The sequence below is a fragment of the Flagellimonas sp. genome (genome assembly GCF_965222555.1).
Classification (GTDB): domain Bacteria; phylum Bacteroidota; class Bacteroidia; order Flavobacteriales; family Flavobacteriaceae; genus Flagellimonas.
In genome coordinates this window covers 1,299,869-1,318,446 of the sequence record NZ_CBDCUG010000005.1, presented here as the reverse complement: position 1 = coordinate 1,318,446, position 18,578 = coordinate 1,299,869, and the positions used below count along the sequence as shown (strand labels likewise).

Sequence of the window (18,578 nt, the reverse complement as noted above, 5' to 3'; positions counted from 1 at the left end):
AACACTTCATGATTTTTAAGTTGAAAAGCGCTTGTATGGTCATCATTGCTACTATGATGACTTTTGTTGCACACGCCCAAGAAAAAAAACGCCCCAATGTAATTCTGATCATTACAGATGATCAGGGGTACGGCGATCTGGGAATCACCGGAAACGACCAGATAAAAACACCAGTGTTGGATCAATTTGCCAAAGAGAGCGTTCGCCTAACTAATTTTTATGTGTCGCCAGTTTGTGCCCCAACGCGTTCCAGCTTAATGACAGGGCGTTATTCACTCCGTACTGGTGTTAGGGATACCTACAACGGAGGGGCCATTATGGCTTCCAATGAAGTAACCATTGCCGAAATGTTGAAGCAAGGCGGATACCGCACCGGAATTTTTGGCAAGTGGCATTTGGGCGATAACTATCCCAGTAGACCCAATGATCAGGGCTTTGATGAATCTTTGATTCACCTTTCCGGCGGAATGGGGCAGGTTGGGGATTTTACCACCTATTTTGAGGGAGACCGAAGTTATTTTGATCCCGTTTTATGGCATAACGGGGAACAGGAAAAATACATGGGTTACTGTTCCGATATTTTTGCGGACAACGCCGTTCAATTTATTGAACAGAATAAAGACGAGCCTTTTTTCTGTTATCTCTCCTTCAATGCACCTCACACGCCATTGCAAGTACCCGATAAATATTATCAACAATACAAGGATATAGATCCGTCCATTGCTTTTGAAAAAAACAATTCTGCCTCCCGCCCAATGAGCGAGAAGGACAAGGAAGATGCCCGAAGGGTCTATGCCATGGTCACCAACATTGACGACAATATTGGAAAGTTGCTCAAAAAGGTGGGTGATCTGGGAATTGCAGAAGATACCATTATCATCTTTATGACGGACAACGGACCACAACAACTCCGTTATGTTGGTGGTATGCGTGGTAAAAAGGGAAGTGTTTATAGAGGAGGTGTACGAGTTCCTTTTTTCCTAAGGTATCCAGCCCAATTTAAAGGGAACAAGGATATAGAAGCTACTTCAGCCCACATTGATGTGTTGCCAACCTTGGCACAATTGTGTAAGGTGGAGGTTCCTTCGGACAGAAAGATTGACGGGAAGAACCTTTTGCCCCTTTTGGAAGATAAAAAGGTGGATTGGGCAGATCGTTCCTTGTTTTTTTACTGGGCGCGAAGATACCCTGAGCTTTATCACAATATTGCACTCCAAAAAGGAGCGCATAAGTTGGTTGGACAAACAAACTACAATGCCTCCATTGCCGATTTTGGCCTGTTCAACATTAAAAAAGACCCCAATGAACAGCAAAACATTGTACGGGAAAACCAAGATTTAGCAGTTGATTTAAAAAAGGAAATGGATGCTGTTTATCACGAACTCATCGCTTCCAAAAATCTTGTGAATCCTCCCCCAATTGTGGTTGGAAATGATGCTGAAAACCCCATAATCCTCAATAGAAATGACGCCTCCGGAGAACGGGGAATATGGAATCAGGAAGAAGTCTATGGAAAATGGGAGGTAGAAATTGCACCGGGCAACTACAACATCAAGTTTAAGTTTGTGAAACCTGTTGAAGCATCTGGAAGAATGTTTTTGGAAACGGGCATGGTGGTCAACCAAATGAAAAATGACACCAAAACCGATGTCATTGAAATGCAAAATGTTGCCCTTCCCAAAATGAAAGGTTCGCTTGTTCCTTTTTATATGTGGAAAGGGAAAAGGATTTTCCCCTTTTGGGTTGAAATGGAGAAGATAGATTAACTGTCCGACTTGTTGAAAAGTGATTATAATCCTGCCTGTTCTACATTTTGTTTGAAATTCGTCAGTTTGAGTGGTTTTTTGGTTGAAAACTGAAAAATCGTATCGAAAACAAGAATTTCATGGTTGCAAAACCTTATTCTCGATACTTTTTCCCTTGGAAAAAACTCGAATTGACCGTTTTATCCATCCCACCTTCAAAATGGTCAACAGATAATTTTTCAATAAGTTGTATATACAACTATTTGATTATATTTGTGTTATGCAGACAAGTTCAAAATATCCGAATATTGAAACATGTAATCCCTCCACATGCATATCCGGGAATATTCGGAAAAGCAATAGGATCATTGCCAATATTTTTAGAAAGCATTTAAAGCCTTTTGATATTACGGACAGTCAATTGAGCATTCTTTTTGTGGTCACCAAGGGGAGTTCTATCACTCAGAAGCGAATTTCGGAGCTATTGTATTTGGAAAAATCGACCGTTAACAGAAACCTGACCCGATTGATTGACAAAAATTATATTTCCACCAACTCTGATTCTTTTTTGTTTACCACGGAAAGCGGACAGGCCTTTCTTGAAAGTATTATTCCGCACTGGAACAATGCCATGACCGAAGTTCGTGGAATATTGGGAACAAATGGAGAAAACGCAATTAACCTTATACTAAGTAAATTGAGTAAATAATTTTAACCAATGGTTGTATATACAACCTTAAAATTCTAGTCATGATCAAAGCTTCTTATGTTCTACTTTTTGTAATCCTATTGGTCATTTTGCTATGGACGCTCAACAATGCCATGAAGAAAATTGGTGTAGTGCACCCCAAAAGAAATTCGGCCTTGGCCATTACCTTTATTGGTATATTTTCGTGGTTGGCACTTCAATTATTTGTTTGGAACACAGGCTTTTATTACAACCTATCCCTCCCGCCCAGGATTCCGTTGTTTATGGTCTTTCCCGTGTTGTTATTTATTGTGCTTTTCTTGTTTAGGAACAGGAACCACAGCATAATTGCAGCCATTCCCATTGCACTTCCCGTAGCCGTTCAAAGTTTTAGGGCTGTAATTGAGGTGCTGTTCTATTTTACCTTTTTAAGTGGGGTTTTACCTATTCAGGTAACCTTTGAAGGGGCAAATTATGATGTGTTGATAGGATTGTCCGCCATAGCCATCGCAATTTATGCAAGCCGACCAAATGCCTCTTCAAAAGTGCTCATTGCTTGGAACATCATTGGGATTCTTGTTGTTCTTTTCGCTGCTTTTATCTTTATTACCTCATTTTATTTTCCCGCTATTTGGGGCAACACGGGTATTCCTATTGCATTCAATCAATTTCCTTACTTGCTATTGCCCACATTTTTGATGCCCTTTGCCGTGTTTTTACATGTTTTGTCAATTATTCAACTAACCCGAAAAACCTCAAGTAAAAACTAGTGCCTATTTCACAAAAACGGAAAGTGATGTTAATTTCATTCCTTGGTAAATTGTTATGTTTATACATTGATTAATCCAACCATATTATGAATAGATCGCTTTTTTTCCTCGGTTTTGTTGCTTTGATTCTTATTAACATTTCTTGCAAGGAAAAGGAAAAAGAGGTGGAGAGGGAGAAAACCCCTCCGAATATAGTTTTCATTTTTGCTGATGATCAATCCTACAACACCATAAAAACTTTAGGGAATGATGAAGTTCACACCCCAAACCTGGATAAACTTGCCAATAATGGGGTGGCCTTTACCCATACGTACAACATGGGTGGGTGGAACGGTGCCATTTGCGTTGCTTCCCGTGCAATGCTGCTGACCGGTCAATACATTTGGAATGCCCATAAGGCAGATTCTTTGATGCGTACCAACAGCTATCAACAGCCTTTATGGGGAAACCTTATGTCGAATGCCGGGTATAACACCTATATGACGGGAAAATGGCATGTGACCAAACCAGCTGAAGAAGTTTTTGAAAATGTGGTTCATGTTAGGCCCGGTATGCCCAATCAGACCGAAGAAGGCTATAACAGACCATTAAGCGAAACAGATACGATTTGGAGACCATGGGACAAATCAAAAGATGGATTTTGGAAAGGTGGTACACATTGGAGCGAGGTTGTGGCTGATGATGCTTCAAAATTTATAGCCGATGCGACCCAAAAAGATAATCCTTTTTTTATGTATTTAGCGTTCAACGCTCCACATGATCCCAGACAGTCGCCAGAAAAATTTGTGCAGATGTTTCCATTGGACAGCATTGCGCTTCCCAGCACTTTTTTGCCTGAATATCCATACAATGAAGAAATGGGCAGTGGAAGAAAATTACGCGATGAGCGGTTGGCACCATTTCCACGAACAGAATACTCTGTGAAGGTGAATAGACAAGAGTATTATGCTATAATTGCCCACATGGATGAGCAAATTGGAAAGATTCTGGATGCCCTTGAAGCTTCTGGCGAAATGGAAAACACCTATATTGTTTTTACTGCCGACCATGGATTGTCCGTAGGGCAACACGGGTTGTTGGGCAAACAGAACATGTACGATCATAGTGTGCGTACCCCTTTGTTTGTTGTTGGGCCAAACATTCCCAAAAACCAAAAAATAGATGCTGATGTGTACCTTCAGGATGTGATGCCCACGATTTTGGAATTAGCGGGAGCCCAAAAACCGGATTTTATCCAGTTTAAAAGCCTTCTGCCCCTGATCAATGGAGAGCGTTCCAGTAACTACGAATCTATTTATGGCTGCTACACCAACACCCAACGCATGGTCCGATCAGAGGGCTTTAAGTTGATCGCCTATCCCAATGCAGGTAAATTACGCCTGTTCGACTTGACAAATGACCCTCTTGAAATAAAGGACCTTGCCGATGACCCAAATTATGCTTCTACCAAAGACAAATTGTGGGGTGAGCTATTGGCGCTTCAAAAAACCATGAACGATCCTTTGGATTTGGAGCAGTTTGATTTTAATTGATAATCCGTCAAACCAAACCGCCAAAACATCAAGTGGGTAACTTGAGGTAACCCTTTTTTATTATATTCACAAAAGCTGTGCTCCCAAACAATTTGGTTAAGGTTTTGGGAGATATGGAAATCCAATGGCAAAAGTTAGTAGAAAAGATATTCAGATCATCAACCACCATAGCAATTGGTCTGTGGATGGTATTGCAAACAACTTAAAAGAGCATGTTTACAATGGCCCTGATGCCTGGAAACGGTTTTTGATGCTTTTTTTCTTGGGCCTGGGCGTCTCTTTTACCGTAGCCGGTATTCTTTTCTTTTTTGCCTACAACTGGGATGACCTGCACAAATTCGCAAAGATTGGGCTTATTGAAGTTTTGATCATTGCAGTTGTGTCCGTTGTCCTATTTTCTAAATTGAACGCATTGGTAAAAAACACACTCATCACCGCCGCGTCGGTCTTGGTGGGGGTTTTGCTGGCGGTCTTTGGACAAGTGTACCAAACCGGTGCAAATGCCTACGACCTCTTTTTAGGTTGGACCTTGCTGATAACCCTTTGGGTTATTGTTTCCAATTTTCCGGCCTTGTGGCTCATCTATATTTGCCTGATAAACATCTCCATAATTCTTTATGCCGAACAAGTGGCCGGTAATTGGTCCGATAGCTTTGTCTTTTTGTTGCTCTTTGCCGTCAATAGTTTGTTTACACTTTGCTTTGTGCTGGGACCGAGATTTACAAATAAGATCATGTCTCCTCCCTGGTTTACCAATGTGTTGATTTTTGCATCAGTAGCCATATCAACCATTGCCATTTCCAAGGGAATTTTGGACAATGTTGATGCTTCTTTTTGGGTCTTGTTCTTATTGGTGTTCGGGTTTTATGCTGCAGGTATATGGTATGGTCTCAGGAACAAACAACTCATATATCTTTCCCTGATTCCGTTTAGTGTAATCATTATTGTCTCTTCCTTTTTGATACAAGTATCAGATGGGGCTGGCATGTTCTTTACCGTTGGTTTTTTTATAATTGGAGGAGTAACCTTATTGATTAAACTCCTTCTTAATCTTCAGAAGAAATGGAAAAAGCAGGTATAGTAAAAAGTTTGCTGGAGGACATCAAATCTTCGGAAGGAGAAGGTTTTGTCTGCGATGAAAATGCCCTTTTTGACGCCATTGAAAATGAAGATGGAAAACAATCAAATCTGGCAATAAAACTGCTCTCTGTTTTTGGTGGTTTTTTGGGCTCCTTGGCATTTTTTGGGTTCTTGGCCATTGCCGGCATATTCGACAACGATTTTGGTCCATTAGGGATTGGTATTGTTTCCATTGTAGCGGCATTGGTTCTGAATAAACTATCCAGCTCGCTTATCCTTGACACCTTTGGTGTATGCTTTTACATCGTCGGTATTGTTTGTCTTGCTTTCGGATTAGTATATCTGGAGATTGATGAAAACACCGTTGCTTTTTTAATTGCACTTGTAGCGTTGGCCACATTGTTCATTGTCCAAAACTATATACAATCTTTCATTGCCATGATTACTATGGCCACATGTTTCTTGACCTTGATCATTCACAATGACGCATATCTCCTAATGCACCTGTATCTTGGGTTTTATACCTTAACCCTGGTATTTTGGTCCTTGAACGAGGCCAAACTCATTACCCAGGACAACAAATTGGCCCAACTTTATGATCCTGTCCGTATTGGGTTGGTTTTTTCGTTGTTGTTTGGGCTTATTGCTGTTGGAAAAAGGGATTTGATCCCCATTTCGCACAGTCACCTCTGGATTTCATCGCTTTTTACCATGGCTTCCATTCTGTATTTGGTTCCTTATATCATAAAAGTTGTGAAGATGCAAGACAGGAAGCACCAGACCATGGTTTATGTATTGAGCGTGCTCACTTTGCTTCCCTCGCTTTTTTGTCCTTCAATTTCAGGAGCTATTCTGATTCTTCTGCTTGGTTTTTACATCAACCATAAAACAACCTTGGTCATCGGTATTGTCTCTTTGATCTATTTTGTTTCGCAATATTATTACGACCTCCATTTTACACTCTTGACCAAATCCATTATTCTGATTTCATCAGGTTTGGTCTTTATCGCTTTCTATTTGTTCACCCTTAAAATGCTCAAGAAGGATGAAAAAAGTTAAATGGGGCATTGTTCTTCTAAATCTTTTGATTTTGCTGATTGTTTTCAACAACAATGTGGTAAAAAAGGAGGCTATTTTATCAGATGGGCAGCTCATTCTATTGGAATTGGCCCCAGTTGACCCTCGATCATTGATTCAGGGTGACTATATGCAGCTGCGCTATGCTATTTCCGAGGATATTGAACCGGACAGCATTCCCAAGCGTGGTTTTTGTGTGGTAAAATTACGTCCCGATGGCGTTGCAGAGCGAGTGAGGCTTCAGAAAGATAGGAGTCCCGTTGCTGAAAATGAACACCTTATTGAGTACTCAGGAAAAAGTTGGCGAGGTATAAACATTGGTGCAGAGTCATTTTTCTTTCAGGAAGGAAAAGCAGAGAACTACGAAAATGCAAAGTACGGAGGATTAAAAGTGGATGAAAAAGGCAATAGTATTCTGGTGGGTTTATATGATGATGCCCACAACAAAATAGAATAGCCCTATTTTTGAATATGCAAAAACTCAAGGTTTGTGAACTTTTTGCCGGTGTGGGCGGTTTTCGGTTGGGATTGGAAAAGACTAATAATTATGATGTGGTCTGGAGCAACCAATGGGAGCCTTCCACCAAAACGCAGCATGCCTCTATGGTCTACGAAGCCCGATTTGGGCCCGAAAACCATTCCAACACCAATCTTGAGGAAGTGCCCACCTCAGAAATTCCAGATCATGATCTAATGGTGGGTGGGTTTCCCTGCCAGGATTATTCCGTGGCGACCACGCTAAAAAATTCCAAAGGACTGATTGGCAAAAAAGGAGTATTGTGGTGGTCCATTCATCGTATTCTTTCAGAAAAAGAAGTGAAACCAAAATATCTCTTTTTTGAAAATGTGGACCGTTTGTTAAAATCGCCCTCCGCTCAACGAGGACGAGATTTTGCCGTAATGCTCAAAAGCTTGAACGATTTGGGCTATGCCGTGGAATGGCGTATAATCAATGCGGCCGAGTATGGAATGCCACAGCGCCGAAGGCGCGTTTTTTTTCTGGGATACCACAAATCCACAGAAATTTACAAAACTCTACAAGGAACTTCGCCCTCAAAATGGGTTTTGGAGCAGGGCACTATCGCTTCCGCTTTTCCGGTTAAAAAACAGGGAGTTCCTAGCTCTTTTTCTTTAGAAAAAGACTTGGTTTCGCTTTCCAATTCGTTCAATTTGGAGAAGGGACTTTCCCCTTTCCTAAACTCAGGAATCTGTATTGAAAATGAAGTGCACACCTTAAAAACTATTCCGGATTATTACGGGTCCAGAGCGATTCTTTCCGATATTCTAGAGGACATTTCAGAAGCTGAGTTTTACATTCCCGAGATAGATATTCCAAAATGGGAATACCTTAAAGGGGCAAAAAAAGAAATACGCAAGACCAAAGCTGGTTTTGAATATAATTATAGCGAGGGGAGCATGGTCTTCCCTGATGCACTTGATCAACCTTCCAGAACAATTATAACCGGAGAGGGCGGTAAATCCCCATCCCGGTTTAAGCACGTGGTCCAAACCTCAACAGGGCTGCGAAGACTTTCTCCTGTTGAATTGGAACGGTTGAACATGTTTCCCGAAAATCACACCAAATTGGACGGTATATCCGATACCAAAAGAGCCTTTTTTATGGGCAATGCACTTGTGGTGGGCATAGTGGAACAAATGGGCAATGCCCTGTTCCAGAAAATCAATGCCCTTGAAGAGCAACTTCAAAGCTGACCTGACCAAAGAAAAGCGCCTTTCTTCCTTATTGGATTCTTATTATCAAAAGCATTTACGGTTTTATGATTTTAAGCGCATCCACGCCCTAAAACAACAATTGATGGGTATAGACCTTGTCCTAAAGCACAAAACAAGTCTGCAGACCTTCTTTGTGGATGAAAAAGCACAACTGGATTACATAAACGAAACACTCCCAACCTTTGCTTTTGAGCTGTGCTATCTAAAAAACGGTATTGAAAAACCCGGTTGGCTGTTCGATTCGTCCAAAGTCTCCCATTTTTATGCGTTGGTCACCAGTATTTTTTCTGATGAGGACGAAACGTACACTTCCTGTAACATCACCTTTGTGAATCGGCAAAAATTGATTTCCTACTTTGCCAAAAGAGGTCTGACCCAAGCATTTTTAAAAGAAATTATTTCCGCCAACGCAGACCTACACGGAAAACTGTTGTTGGATAATCTCGACCCAAAAACCGAAGGCTATTTGTTCTTTTCCAGAAAAAACAAAGCCGAAAATCCTGTAAATCTCATTTTAAAATTGGAGTTTTTGTGTAGGATTGGAGTGGCCAGGGAATTTATCTAGTTCATATTCAATGAAGTGTTGCTACTCATAGAAAACAGCTACTTCATCCAGTTGTTTTCTTTTTATGTCAGGCACATACGCTGGATTTTTAGGGTAGCCCACCGGGAGCAACAAAAAAGCTCTTTCATTGCTTGGTCTGTTTAGAAGTTTGGTCAGAAAATTCATTGGGCTTGGGGTGTGAGTAAGTGTGACCAGACCTGCATTATGAATGGCAGAAATCAACATGCCACAGGCTATTCCAATCGATTCATTTACATAGTAATTATTGTGCTTTTCCCCATTTTCGCCAAAAGTATATGCTTTTTTAAAAGCGATGATCAACCAAGGGGCTATCTCCAAAAACGGTTTGTGCATATCGGTGCCCAGCGGCTCTAAATCCTTTTTCCATCGTTCACCCATTCGGTGTTCATATGTTTCTTTTTCCTCAATTTCTGCTGCCTTTCTGATTTCCGTTTTTAATGTTGGATTGGAAACTGCGCAAAACGTCCAAGGTTGTTTATGTGCTCCAGAAGGGGCGGTCGAGGCGGTCATAATCAAATTGTCGATAATCTGTTTGGATACGGGCCTATCGGAAAAATCCCTTACCGATCTTCGCTTGTCCAACCAATCATGGAATGCAATGCTCTTTTTAATGGATTCTTGTTCGGAAAACAGCTCCGCCTCAAATGAGACGTGTTTATATCCCTTGATCATGATATGGTCGGGTGATTTCATGTGCTCTTTTTGTCAAATATGTGTTGTGGAGGGAAATTACATAAAAAATGAAAGTCAGTCCGGTGCAATAGTACTGCAGTATGCTTGGGCCATGTTTGAAATTGGTTCTATTTTGGTGTATATTTGCACCATATCATATTTCTTCAATCATGGCAAGGCAAAGTATATCGCTTACAAAACCCAATGACGAATGGCTAAAGTCTTTAGTGGAGAGTGAGGAATATTCCAGCAAAAGCGAAGTGGTCAATGACCTTATCCGCAAAGAAAGGTTTAAGCAAACAGAAATTGAATGGCTCCGGGCCAAGCTTAAAAAATCGGAAGATAGAATGGCCTCCGAAGGGCCTGTTGATTTAACCCCTAAACAATTATTGAAAGCAATAAAAAAAGGGGTAACTAAAAATGACCAAGTATAAACTTTCGCCAGAGGCCAAGGACGACCTTATCCGAATATACAACTATGGCCTCATACAATTTGGTGAAGCACAGGCAGAAAAATACATTGTAGAACTCCTTGATGCATTTAAAAGATTAACTGAAAACCCAGAGCATTTCCCATCAGTTGAAGAAATTGCTCCTGGTTATCGTAGATGCGTTCATAAATCTGACAGCATTTATTTTAAGGTAATTGCCAATACTGTTGAAGTTATGGCCATCGTTGGTCGGCAAGATTTTGGATAGCTAAACCTTTGGTCCAACTATTCACAAACTGTGCTGAACTCCTGATTATCCGATTTTTCAATGGTTGGTATTTCTTGACCAGCATCAATTTTAATACAGCTTAGATCAGGATTATTATTGATGGTGATTTTCACAAGTTCATGATAATCGCTTACATCAAGCTGGGACAATAAGTTGTTATGTAAGTTTAGGTACTTGTAATTGATATTGGTGCCAAAATTTATGGTTTCCAATTTGTTGCTGTCCACAAATACATTTTCCAAGGCTATGTTTGAGCTAAAATCCAGCTCCTTGATCTTATTAAGCCTTAGCAAGATATTTTTGAGGTTTACAGCGCCTTCCACATCAAAAGTTGTTAACTCGTTATGGCTCATAAGCAAATTCTCCAAGGAAGGGTTGTTAATACTGATTTCCTCAAACGAGTTAAAGGATAATCTCAGATCTTTCAATTGGGTTGTTTTTGATAGACCCTTAATCGAGCTAAGTGAATTGACCTTAAGGTCCAACAGGATCAAATTTGGGTTGTTGCTAACATCAATACTGGTGAGATAGTTCCCCATTAAGTATAAGGTGTCCAATTGTGTGTTTGAAGACAGATCTATCTGCTCCAATTCCTGTTGAATTGCGGATAATTGTTTCAAATTGACAAAGCCTTCAATTCCGGTTAGATCTTTTATGGTTCCTTTTCCAGAAAAGCTTAGATCCAACTCGGTTATTCCCTCGGCGTCTGTTTTTAGCATTCGCTGGTTAACCATTCCGTCTGAATCTATGCCTTGATCGATCAGTATGGTTTCAAAATGTTCGTCCGGAATGCTTACATAAAGGTCGTTTTGTGCATCGTCATTGTCACTTGAACATGATGCCATGGCAAATAATGCCGCAATAAAGATTGGGTACGTAATTTTCATTTGGTGTTTTTTGATTTGATGATATAAGAAGAGGCAAAAGTAAAATTGTTACAGCAACATTTCAGATATTTTTCCCTAGCATTCTGTTAAATTATTATCACTGATATGGAATGGCCTGTGTTACTTGCAAATACCTAGTTGAAGTATGCTATTTGGTAAGAATCAGTTCCTCAATTTTAGTGTTATCCGCTCCGTTCAGAACATGTTTGGAATGCTCAAGCAGCACCGTTTTTTTTAGCGATGTAAAAATCTTTGATGCTCTGCTGACCATTTTTTCTCCTGGGAACATAATGTCATTTTTTGCTGCAATCAAGGTTATAGGGGTTTTTATTTTCTGTGCTTCGGTTTTACTTATTGTTGGAACAGGCGTGAAATCCATATTGAAATGCAAGAACACTTGTGAAAGATATTTTACGGCAAATTCATCCCTCTCGGTAAAAACCCCATTTAAAAATTTCTCTAGAAACTTTATTTTTTTAGTTTTCATAAACTGCTTCATTGGAATGAATACTTTGAACAAAGTTTTCAACGGGTTTCCGTTTACGATATAAGCCGGAGCCGACAAATACACCTCCTTGATTTTGTCCTCATTCGTAATCAGCCTCTTCAAAATCACCAACCCTCCAAAAGAAAAACCCACCAGAGTTACCTTATCCAATTTTAATGATGCTATTATCTCATTCATCCATTTTCCATAAGAATCATCTTTCATGCTCAATCTTGTCTCGGCACTTTTGTTGGGTTGCGCAAGAACATCAATGGCAAATACCTGGAATTGAGTGGATAAATTGGGGTAAGTTTCCAAGCTAATGGGAGCACAGCCATTAGAGCCATGTATTATGAACAAGGGCGGATTGTTTGGCTCGCCGGTTACAATGATATTGGTTTTTCCAAAACTTGTATTCACGGTTTTATATTGATACTTAATATTCAGGGATTCCAATTTTTCATCATACAAGTTAAGAATGGCCTCTTTTCCTTGTTCCGATTTATATAGCGAAGTCATTTTTTTATTTAATTTTAGGACAAATTTACTAAAAAGTTTGTCTCTAGGACAAGTTTACTAATGGAAAGTACAAAAAAGAGAATATTAAACGTTTCCAGACAGTTGTTTAACAAGCAGGGTTATAGCAATGTGACCATTAGAATGATTGCGCTGGAATTAAAGATGAGCTCCGGAAACCTTAATTACCACTATAAAAAGCGAGAGGATATTTTGGAGGCGCTATATTTTGAAATGGTTGCCGATTTTGACGATAGGATAAACACATTGGACCAAAAGGATTTTACCCTGGAAATGGTAAAAAATGACATCCAATCCAGTATGCAACGGATGGTGGATTATTGCTTTTTTTGGACTGACCTCTACAACTTGCTACGGTTGAACAAGAAAATAAAAACCCATTTTGACCAAGCCTATCAAAATAGAATTAATGGAAGTATATTTTTATTGAATTTTTTGATGAAAAAGGGGTTGCTAAGAAACTTTGAATGGCCTTTGGAAAGCCAATTTTTAGCAGAACGGATGGTAAATTTTGGCAATACCTGGTTGTACAATACTTTTTTGTACACCAAAAAGGTTGATGCGGTTTATATAGATAAACAGGCCAACAACTTATTGTCCATGCTTTACCCATACCTTACGGACTTGGGCAAAAAAGAGTATAAAAAGCTGTTGCCGGATTATTTTGTGTAATGAGTTTGGTTACAATTTTTTGTGGTACAAAACCATAATCAGTTTTGCCCACAAACCAATTATTCAAAATGTTCGTATTAGGTTTTTGTTTCAAACAAGTATCCACTCAAAGAGACTCCTGCAAAAACAACACAAAATAAAATGTAAGGGGCCCAGGAAGCGCCTATTGTCCAAAAGAAGAGTCCAAATGACACAAGGCAATAACTTAACGAGCCGAGGCCATACCAGAATTTTACCTTGGCACCTAAATTTTTAGTTTTTGAGAAGAAGTTATTTCCTTTCAAAAACTTCTCATAATGAATCCACATCAGAATCCCACATAGCAAAGCTCCAATCCCAACAAATTCCGCTTTCCCAATTCCGTCAATTTGAAAACCCAGTAACAGTCCGACAGTCAATAGATTAAGGACATGTAAAATGGAAAGTCCTGAAACAGCTGTCCAAACGGGATCAATTTTATTGGTCCTTGCGAACGAAGAGCATGTGCTAAGCAAAACTTTTTCGTAGAGGTTCATTCAAATAAATACTAATAATTTTATATGATCAATAATCATCTCCTCCATTTAGTGTAATCATAATAGCCCCTTCTAGGTAGATTCCGACAAGGCTTAATCTTTTTTTGGGATGTGGTTTCTTGATGGTTCTCGATTATACTCAAATTCATACCAATAAATCTGATCTGGAGGCCAGATGTTCATAAATGGAATGGGGATTTCAATTCCTGATTCGTCATGAATCTTTGGTTTCATTATTTTTCTTTGAAAAACCATTTTATTTATCCCATTGTTGATTGTTATGGTCTTTCGTTTATAAGTTCTTTTTTTGTCAACGGTTAGACAGTCTCTTCCACATGTCGATTTCCAAATATTCTTAATCGCAGGCAATATTTTAATGTACTCTTTCAAGGAAGCTTTTGGAATGTTCTTTATAACAACGTTGGCATAATCATCGCAACTAAAATAGATGGTTAAATACTCCCCCTTCAGTTCCGATACATCAAGTATAAAATATCCATCTTTACCAACGCGTGTTTGATATGGTATTTTACTTCCTTGTTTTTTCCATTGAAGTTTTTCAACTTCCGTTTCTATATAAATCGTTCCATGATCAATTGTTGGAAGCCTAATTTCATCTCTGTTATTGGTCAATTCAATTAACTGACCATTTGAAGTTTGAGAAAAAGCCCCAAAAGACATAATAAGAGTAAAAATGAAGATGAAATTCTGTTTTCTCATACTGTTCCAATCTCCCCAATCTTAGCCATACAAATTTCCTCCGTAAGCTTTTTTAGTTCATTCACCCGTTTTGCCAAATAGTCCAGTTCACCTTTGGTGATGGTGTACTCATCCATTTTGTAACGAGCGTCGATATAAGCACGTTTTAAGAGTTCAAAAAGGTGCTTTTCGGTGTCAGCGGTCTTGGGGAAAACGGCAAAGCGCTTGTCGCACATTTCCACTTTTATACCCAAGTTCTCCAAATTATGGTCCTTGGGGCGGTAGTCGGTAAAGACGAGCAGGATTGTAGTGTAAAATTGTTCAACGGCTTGGTGCAGATAGAAAGCAGCTTTATGAAAATCTGCCCTGTCCATTCCATGCTGAAAATCGATAAGAAAACTATTTGCGCTTTTAAACCACTGGTCAAAATGGTCCTGTGCTTTTTGTTGGTACTGCTCCGCAGTCAGTTTTTTGGGGTGTGCGAGTTTAAATTTTTTGGAATCGTACAGCACCAAACCCTCTTCTTTAATGTCCTTAAAAAAGTAGTTGCCCATGGTCAAAGAAGCATTCAGTTGTTTTATGCCATGAAAAATCAGGCTCACCGGTGTGGTCACTTTTCCGGTTGTGACCAGCTCGGCCTTGATCTTGTCCTCTATTCGAAACTTTTGCTTTAAATCTTCGTGGGTAAGCACAACCAAGATGTCAAAATCGCTTCGGTATTCGTAGGTGATGCCTTTTTCCACATACTGGTCCTCTACCCAGTTGCCTCGGGCGTAGCTGCCAAAAAGGATGACCATTTCCACCAATTTATGGGCGGATAGCTGCTCGGTGAGCAACTCAAGTTCTTCTTGTTTGGATTTGGGCAAATGGTTCACAAACGCAAAGTAAGGAATTATTTGGGTTTTGGTATAGGTGGTCAATCTTGGGAAAACTCTGCAAATATGTTTCGCTATTGAACATTAAAATCACATTGATGAAATTATTTCATTCCATTTTTTCTTGTGTTCAAATTTCAATGCTGTATCTGTTTCAATCAAGTCCACATAGTTAGAAATAAATTCAGATGTCTCAGATAAAAGACGCAAATAGTATTTTAATGAATTGATTAGTCCATTTGCAATGACATGACAACCATGAATGTTTTTTATTCGTTCAATTTCTTGTTCAATCTTTTCAGATTCACTATTGTCAATATCAGCTGTAGATAATAAATAATACCTATTTACTTGTGTAGTCTTAAATTTTTCAAAAGCGTCCTTGACTAATTGAGATGTAATTGGTATTCCATGTTTTACTTCAACAGCTTCAAATTCCTTTCCGCTTTCATCAACTATATCAATATCTCCTATTCTCCCGCTTCTGGTATCAGCAGACGTATGACTTTCGATTTCTAAAAGTTCTTTGCCATCAAACCTTTTAGCTTCTTTCATTAGACATTCATAAGCAGCAAATAATGCCAATACAGGAAGGCGAGAAGCCCCTTCAGCAACATAGGAAACGTTAAAATGCCTTATCAATAATTCTATAATGGTTGCTATTGGCAGATTCAAAGGTTTTGCAAGGTCTATTTCTTGACTATTTCTTTTAATAATTAGACCCTGCATTAAGTAGCTTAAACATTTGTCTAAATCATTGCCCTTTTGAATAAAATCTATAGTTTCTAGGAATGATGTCTTTAAGGCAGCTGGTCTTATTGCACCAGAATAGTCTTTATCATAAGGAACTTTTTGCTCCAATGAACGTGTTAACCAACCACTTTCTGCCATTGCTGGAAATTTTACACTTTTTAAAAAAGGCGTGATGTATTTAGTGTCAAAAGTTCTGCCTGAATATCCCTTTTCGATACTAGTTTGATGGTTTCTAATATCTTGGTCAGGATTTAATGACTTATAAACCAAACTCGTTAGAACTACAGTAAGCACTCCTTTTGAAGACTCTGATTTATTGAGAATAACATCCAAATGCACAGCAACTTCAATCGGTAAATCAGATTTTATTTTGTCATCAGAACCAACCTGTTTCATTGATTCATCAAATGCTTTTTTAAGAAATGTATTCGGCATCCGCTATTTTGATTGGTATTAGTAATTGTTCTTTTATTTGAGTAGCAACTTCCTTTATCATCGGGATAGCGACTGAATTGCCGACTTGTTTGTATAGTTCCGAACGATTATTAATTAACTTGAAATGTTTTGGGAAACCCATAATTCTATAACATTCTTGAATCGTAAGTTTGCGCACACGATTTTTGTGGTAAATCCAAAACCTTCCTGATGATTCTTGAGAAGGTAGCGCTGGGTGAACACCCTCAGTCGAATATATTCTATTGGGTTGTTTGTGAACTCTGGACAAGTGTTCAGTATTTGGACGTACTCCAGCTTTTCGAATAGTTTTGTTTCTATAACCCGCAAAAATTAATCCTGAATCCTGAGTTTTCATCTCATCAAGAATGGTGTATGGCTCTTCTAAAAACTCAAAGTCATTTTTTTCATCTAAGAAGTCTTTTAAAATTGGCTTGCCTTTGGCTTGCAATTTTGAAAAATCAAATTTCTTTTGTTTGTGTCCAACAATTATTATTCTTTCTCGGTTTTGAGGAACTCCGAAGTCAGATGCATTTAGCACTTTTTGTGAAACCTTATATCCCAATTCCTCAAGATGATGAATAATTGTAGTAAGTGTCCTTCTTTTATCGTGATATAGTAGATGTTTTACGTTTTCAAGTAAAACCACTTCAGGTTTTCTTTTCTCAATTATTTCAAAAACATGATATATTAAAGTTCCTCTTGTGTCCTCAAATCCTTTCATTTTTCCTGAAATACTAAAAGGCTGACAAGGAAAGCCTGCACACAAAACATTATGTCTCGGAACTAGATCTAAATTAAGTTTTGTAATATCTCCGAATGGCACTTCACCAAAATTCAATTCATAAGCTCTTTGAGCGTGATAATTAAATTCTGATGAAAAGACACATTTGCCTCCAATTTCTTGCATTGGGATTCTAAATCCACCAATGCCTGCAAATAAGTCAATAAATGTGAACTCATGATTTTTTGGACTTGGAAAAGGAATATCCCAATTTATCGGAAGCATTGCCTGTAATTCTGGTTCAGATACAATATTCGATTCGCTATTCTGATAATTAAAGTATTCAACTGCCCTTTTCTTGAATGATTTCGATATTCCATTTCCGTGGTTATGCAAATAATGCGTAAAAAATGCTAAGTCCTCAGCATTTCCATTCATGTTTTCGATGTCTAAATCTTTACGAATTTTTGAATATCTAAGCATTTTTAAAATTTATTTTTCCCTGTTTAAGATTTGTAATTTTCTTGTACTCTGCTTTCCTTTCCGCGAGTTCTAACAATTCACTTGAGTTTTCTTTTGGATAAATTATTTCCGCAATCTTTTCACTAAAATATTCCTTCTCCAACTCTTTAATATCTAAATTGAATGTTGTAGCTAACTTGGGCAGAATTTCTTCTGGAATGTTTCTCTTTCCGTTCTCAATCTTAGATAACGTTGATTGGTCAATGTCCAGTGCTGCAGCAAGTTTTGTAAGCGTCAAGGAAGCTCCTGTCCTTAATTTGTGTATATATTCTCCAAATGTTTCTTTTATCATCTTGAAATATTTGCCTTGACAGTTTTGTCAAATATAAAAAATAGTCTTATCCCTTGTAAGCAACTTTTATCAAAATGAATTTAGACAATAAATTTGTCCTTCCATTTAAACCTCCTCCACCAATTGAATATGGTTTCCACAGGTATCGTTAAAAACCGCATATTTTGTGGTTCCCATTGTAGACGGCTTTACACTAAATTCTACGCCAATCTTTGTCAACCGTTCATATTCCGCATCAATACTTTTAACATCAAACTGCGTATAGGGAATTCCAGCTTCCATCAACGCATCTTGATAAACCTTGGAGGGTTCAAAGTGGTTGGGGGCTGGCTCCAATAAGATTTCAGGTCCTTCTTGGGCTTCTTTGGAGACAAGCGTCAACCATCTGTTGCCTCCTCCCATTGGGATATCCTGCTTTTTGATAAACCCCAATTTTTCGGTATAGAATTTTAGCGCTTTTTCCTGATCTCGTACAGGGATGCTTATTAGGGTTACTTTCATGCTTTTATTGTTTACAAAGACATTGCCTTCTAAATTTTCTCGAGTTTAATTTACGAC

The 18,578-nt window shown here is 38.7% G+C and carries 21 protein-coding genes; 12 read left to right on the top strand and 9 right to left on the bottom strand.

Annotated elements, in window-relative coordinates; genetic code table 11:
- The first annotated feature begins 8 nt into the window (after nt 1-8).
- The 9 genes from ACOQO1_RS14345 (at nt 9) to ACOQO1_RS14305 (ending at nt 9,191) form a co-directional block, all read left to right on the top strand.
- Nucleotides 9-1,766 (top strand): arylsulfatase, encoded by a 1,758-nt coding sequence (locus ACOQO1_RS14345; protein WP_420603568.1) that lies wholly within the window; start codon nt 9-11, stop codon nt 1,764-1,766.
- A gap of 259 nt (nt 1,767-2,025) precedes the next feature.
- Nucleotides 2,026-2,454 carry a MarR family winged helix-turn-helix transcriptional regulator gene (locus tag ACOQO1_RS14340; protein WP_420603567.1) on the top strand — a complete coding sequence of 143 codons (429 nt, stop codon included), beginning with the start codon at nt 2,026-2,028 and terminating at the stop codon, nt 2,452-2,454.
- Nucleotides 2,455-2,495: 41 nt separating this feature from the next.
- Complete coding sequence (locus ACOQO1_RS14335; protein ID WP_420603566.1) at nt 2,496-3,203, top strand: hypothetical protein; 708 nt, start codon at nt 2,496-2,498, stop codon at nt 3,201-3,203.
- Nucleotides 3,204-3,289: 86 nt separating this feature from the next.
- Nucleotides 3,290-4,735: a sulfatase-like hydrolase/transferase gene (locus ACOQO1_RS14330; protein ID WP_420603565.1), complete on the top strand. Its 1,446-nt coding sequence runs from the start codon at nt 3,290-3,292 to the stop codon at nt 4,733-4,735.
- Between the two features lie 124 nt (nt 4,736-4,859).
- Entirely contained in the window at nt 4,860-5,816 is a 957-nt protein-coding gene (locus ACOQO1_RS14325) for a DUF2157 domain-containing protein (RefSeq protein WP_420603564.1), read from the top strand.
- The gene (locus ACOQO1_RS14320) at nt 5,798-6,874 is read left to right on the top strand and encodes a DUF4401 domain-containing protein (protein WP_420603563.1); all 1,077 of its coding nucleotides are present in this window, start codon (nt 5,798-5,800) and stop codon (nt 6,872-6,874) included. The genes ACOQO1_RS14325 and ACOQO1_RS14320 overlap by 19 nt, the downstream gene beginning before the upstream one ends.
- Entirely contained in the window at nt 6,861-7,349 is a 489-nt protein-coding gene (locus ACOQO1_RS14315; protein ID WP_420603562.1) for a GDYXXLXY domain-containing protein, read from the top strand. Before ACOQO1_RS14320 ends, ACOQO1_RS14315 begins: the two co-directional genes overlap by 14 nt.
- A gap of 14 nt (nt 7,350-7,363) precedes the next feature.
- The gene (dcm, locus tag ACOQO1_RS14310; protein WP_420603561.1) at nt 7,364-8,605 is read left to right on the top strand and encodes a DNA (cytosine-5-)-methyltransferase; all 1,242 of its coding nucleotides are present in this window, start codon (nt 7,364-7,366) and stop codon (nt 8,603-8,605) included.
- Nucleotides 8,577-9,191 carry a hypothetical protein gene (locus tag ACOQO1_RS14305; RefSeq protein ID WP_420603560.1) on the top strand — a complete coding sequence of 205 codons (615 nt, stop codon included), beginning with the start codon at nt 8,577-8,579 and terminating at the stop codon, nt 9,189-9,191. Before dcm ends, ACOQO1_RS14305 begins: the two co-directional genes overlap by 29 nt.
- Before the next feature lie 21 nt (nt 9,192-9,212).
- On the opposite strand, the gene ACOQO1_RS14300 is transcribed toward ACOQO1_RS14305, so the two are convergent.
- Nucleotides 9,213-9,905 carry a nitroreductase family protein gene (locus ACOQO1_RS14300; protein WP_420603559.1) on the bottom strand — a complete coding sequence of 231 codons (693 nt, stop codon included), beginning with the start codon at nt 9,903-9,905 and terminating at the stop codon, nt 9,213-9,215.
- 149 nt (nt 9,906-10,054) lie between these two features.
- Between ACOQO1_RS14300 and ACOQO1_RS14295 the strand changes: the two genes are divergently transcribed.
- Entirely contained in the window at nt 10,055-10,318 is a 264-nt protein-coding gene (locus ACOQO1_RS14295) for a ribbon-helix-helix domain-containing protein (RefSeq protein WP_420603558.1), read from the top strand.
- Nucleotides 10,305-10,583 carry a type II toxin-antitoxin system RelE/ParE family toxin gene (locus tag ACOQO1_RS14290; RefSeq protein WP_420603557.1) on the top strand — a complete coding sequence of 93 codons (279 nt, stop codon included), beginning with the start codon at nt 10,305-10,307 and terminating at the stop codon, nt 10,581-10,583. The genes ACOQO1_RS14295 and ACOQO1_RS14290 overlap by 14 nt, the downstream gene beginning before the upstream one ends.
- Nucleotides 10,584-10,600: 17 nt before the next feature.
- Here the strand turns inward: ACOQO1_RS14290 and ACOQO1_RS14285 are convergent, their stop codons facing one another.
- Both ACOQO1_RS14285 and ACOQO1_RS14280 read right to left on the bottom strand, forming a co-directional pair.
- Nucleotides 10,601-11,491: a hypothetical protein gene (locus ACOQO1_RS14285; RefSeq protein WP_420603556.1), complete on the bottom strand. Its 891-nt coding sequence runs from the start codon at nt 11,489-11,491 to the stop codon at nt 10,601-10,603.
- Nucleotides 11,492-11,639: 148 nt separating this feature from the next.
- The gene (locus ACOQO1_RS14280) at nt 11,640-12,497 is read right to left on the bottom strand and encodes an alpha/beta fold hydrolase (RefSeq protein ID WP_420603555.1); all 858 of its coding nucleotides are present in this window, start codon (nt 12,495-12,497) and stop codon (nt 11,640-11,642) included.
- 60 nt (nt 12,498-12,557) lie between these two features.
- On the opposite strand from ACOQO1_RS14280, the gene ACOQO1_RS14275 reads away from it, so the two are divergent.
- The gene (locus ACOQO1_RS14275) at nt 12,558-13,187 is read left to right on the top strand and encodes a TetR/AcrR family transcriptional regulator (protein WP_420603554.1); all 630 of its coding nucleotides are present in this window, start codon (nt 12,558-12,560) and stop codon (nt 13,185-13,187) included.
- A gap of 608 nt (nt 13,188-13,795) precedes the next feature.
- Here ACOQO1_RS14275 and ACOQO1_RS14270 read toward each other — a convergent pair.
- The 6 genes from ACOQO1_RS14270 to ACOQO1_RS14245 all read right to left on the bottom strand — a co-directional run bounded on the left by ACOQO1_RS14270 (nt 13,796) and on the right by ACOQO1_RS14245 (nt 18,521).
- A complete protein-coding gene (locus tag ACOQO1_RS14270; RefSeq protein ID WP_420603553.1) occupies nt 13,796-14,422 on the bottom strand; it encodes a hypothetical protein in 627 nt (208 codons plus the stop codon).
- A complete protein-coding gene (locus ACOQO1_RS14265) occupies nt 14,419-15,321 on the bottom strand; it encodes a HEPN domain-containing protein (RefSeq protein WP_420603552.1) in 903 nt (300 codons plus the stop codon). The genes ACOQO1_RS14270 and ACOQO1_RS14265 overlap by 4 nt, the downstream gene beginning before the upstream one ends.
- Nucleotides 15,322-15,366: 45 nt before the next feature.
- A complete protein-coding gene (locus ACOQO1_RS14260) occupies nt 15,367-16,464 on the bottom strand; it encodes a hypothetical protein (RefSeq protein WP_420603551.1) in 1,098 nt (365 codons plus the stop codon).
- Complete coding sequence (locus tag ACOQO1_RS14255) at nt 16,445-17,689, bottom strand: DNA cytosine methyltransferase (RefSeq protein WP_420603550.1); 1,245 nt, start codon at nt 17,687-17,689, stop codon at nt 16,445-16,447. Before ACOQO1_RS14255 ends, ACOQO1_RS14260 begins: the two co-directional genes overlap by 20 nt.
- Nucleotides 17,682-18,020, bottom strand: a complete 339-nt coding sequence (locus ACOQO1_RS14250; protein ID WP_420603549.1) for a helix-turn-helix domain-containing protein — start codon at nt 18,018-18,020, stop codon at nt 17,682-17,684. The genes ACOQO1_RS14255 and ACOQO1_RS14250 overlap by 8 nt, the downstream gene beginning before the upstream one ends.
- A 105-nt stretch (nt 18,021-18,125) precedes the next feature.
- Nucleotides 18,126-18,521, bottom strand: a complete 396-nt coding sequence (locus tag ACOQO1_RS14245; protein WP_420603548.1) for a VOC family protein — start codon at nt 18,519-18,521, stop codon at nt 18,126-18,128.
- Nucleotides 18,522-18,578 lie beyond the last annotated feature (57 nt).

Coding starts and splice junctions, on each gene's coding strand:
- ACOQO1_RS14345 (WP_420603568.1), top strand. CDS start 9: ATGATTTTTAAGTTGAAAAGCGCTTGTATGGTCATCATTGCTACTATG.
- ACOQO1_RS14340 (WP_420603567.1), top strand. CDS start 2,026: ATGCAGACAAGTTCAAAATATCCGAATATTGAAACATGTAATCCCTCC.
- ACOQO1_RS14335 (WP_420603566.1), top strand. CDS start 2,496: ATGATCAAAGCTTCTTATGTTCTACTTTTTGTAATCCTATTGGTCATT.
- ACOQO1_RS14330 (WP_420603565.1), top strand. CDS start 3,290: ATGAATAGATCGCTTTTTTTCCTCGGTTTTGTTGCTTTGATTCTTATT.
- ACOQO1_RS14325 (WP_420603564.1), top strand. CDS start 4,860: ATGGCAAAAGTTAGTAGAAAAGATATTCAGATCATCAACCACCATAGC.
- ACOQO1_RS14320 (WP_420603563.1), top strand. CDS start 5,798: ATGGAAAAAGCAGGTATAGTAAAAAGTTTGCTGGAGGACATCAAATCT.
- ACOQO1_RS14315 (WP_420603562.1), top strand. CDS start 6,861: ATGAAAAAAGTTAAATGGGGCATTGTTCTTCTAAATCTTTTGATTTTG.
- dcm (WP_420603561.1), top strand. CDS start 7,364: ATGCAAAAACTCAAGGTTTGTGAACTTTTTGCCGGTGTGGGCGGTTTT.
- ACOQO1_RS14305 (WP_420603560.1), top strand. CDS start 8,577: ATGCCCTTGAAGAGCAACTTCAAAGCTGACCTGACCAAAGAAAAGCGC.
- ACOQO1_RS14300 (WP_420603559.1), bottom strand. CDS start 9,905: ATGAAATCACCCGACCATATCATGATCAAGGGATATAAACACGTCTCA.
- ACOQO1_RS14295 (WP_420603558.1), top strand. CDS start 10,055: ATGGCAAGGCAAAGTATATCGCTTACAAAACCCAATGACGAATGGCTA.
- ACOQO1_RS14290 (WP_420603557.1), top strand. CDS start 10,305: ATGACCAAGTATAAACTTTCGCCAGAGGCCAAGGACGACCTTATCCGA.
- ACOQO1_RS14285 (WP_420603556.1), bottom strand. CDS start 11,491: ATGAAAATTACGTACCCAATCTTTATTGCGGCATTATTTGCCATGGCA.
- ACOQO1_RS14280 (WP_420603555.1), bottom strand. CDS start 12,497: ATGACTTCGCTATATAAATCGGAACAAGGAAAAGAGGCCATTCTTAAC.
- ACOQO1_RS14275 (WP_420603554.1), top strand. CDS start 12,558: ATGGAAAGTACAAAAAAGAGAATATTAAACGTTTCCAGACAGTTGTTT.
- ACOQO1_RS14270 (WP_420603553.1), bottom strand. CDS start 14,422: ATGAGAAAACAGAATTTCATCTTCATTTTTACTCTTATTATGTCTTTT.
- ACOQO1_RS14260 (WP_420603551.1), bottom strand. CDS start 16,464: ATGCCGAATACATTTCTTAAAAAAGCATTTGATGAATCAATGAAACAG.
- ACOQO1_RS14255 (WP_420603550.1), bottom strand. CDS start 17,689: ATGCTTAGATATTCAAAAATTCGTAAAGATTTAGACATCGAAAACATG.
- ACOQO1_RS14250 (WP_420603549.1), bottom strand. CDS start 18,020: ATGATAAAAGAAACATTTGGAGAATATATACACAAATTAAGGACAGGA.
- ACOQO1_RS14245 (WP_420603548.1), bottom strand. CDS start 18,521: ATGAAAGTAACCCTAATAAGCATCCCTGTACGAGATCAGGAAAAAGCG.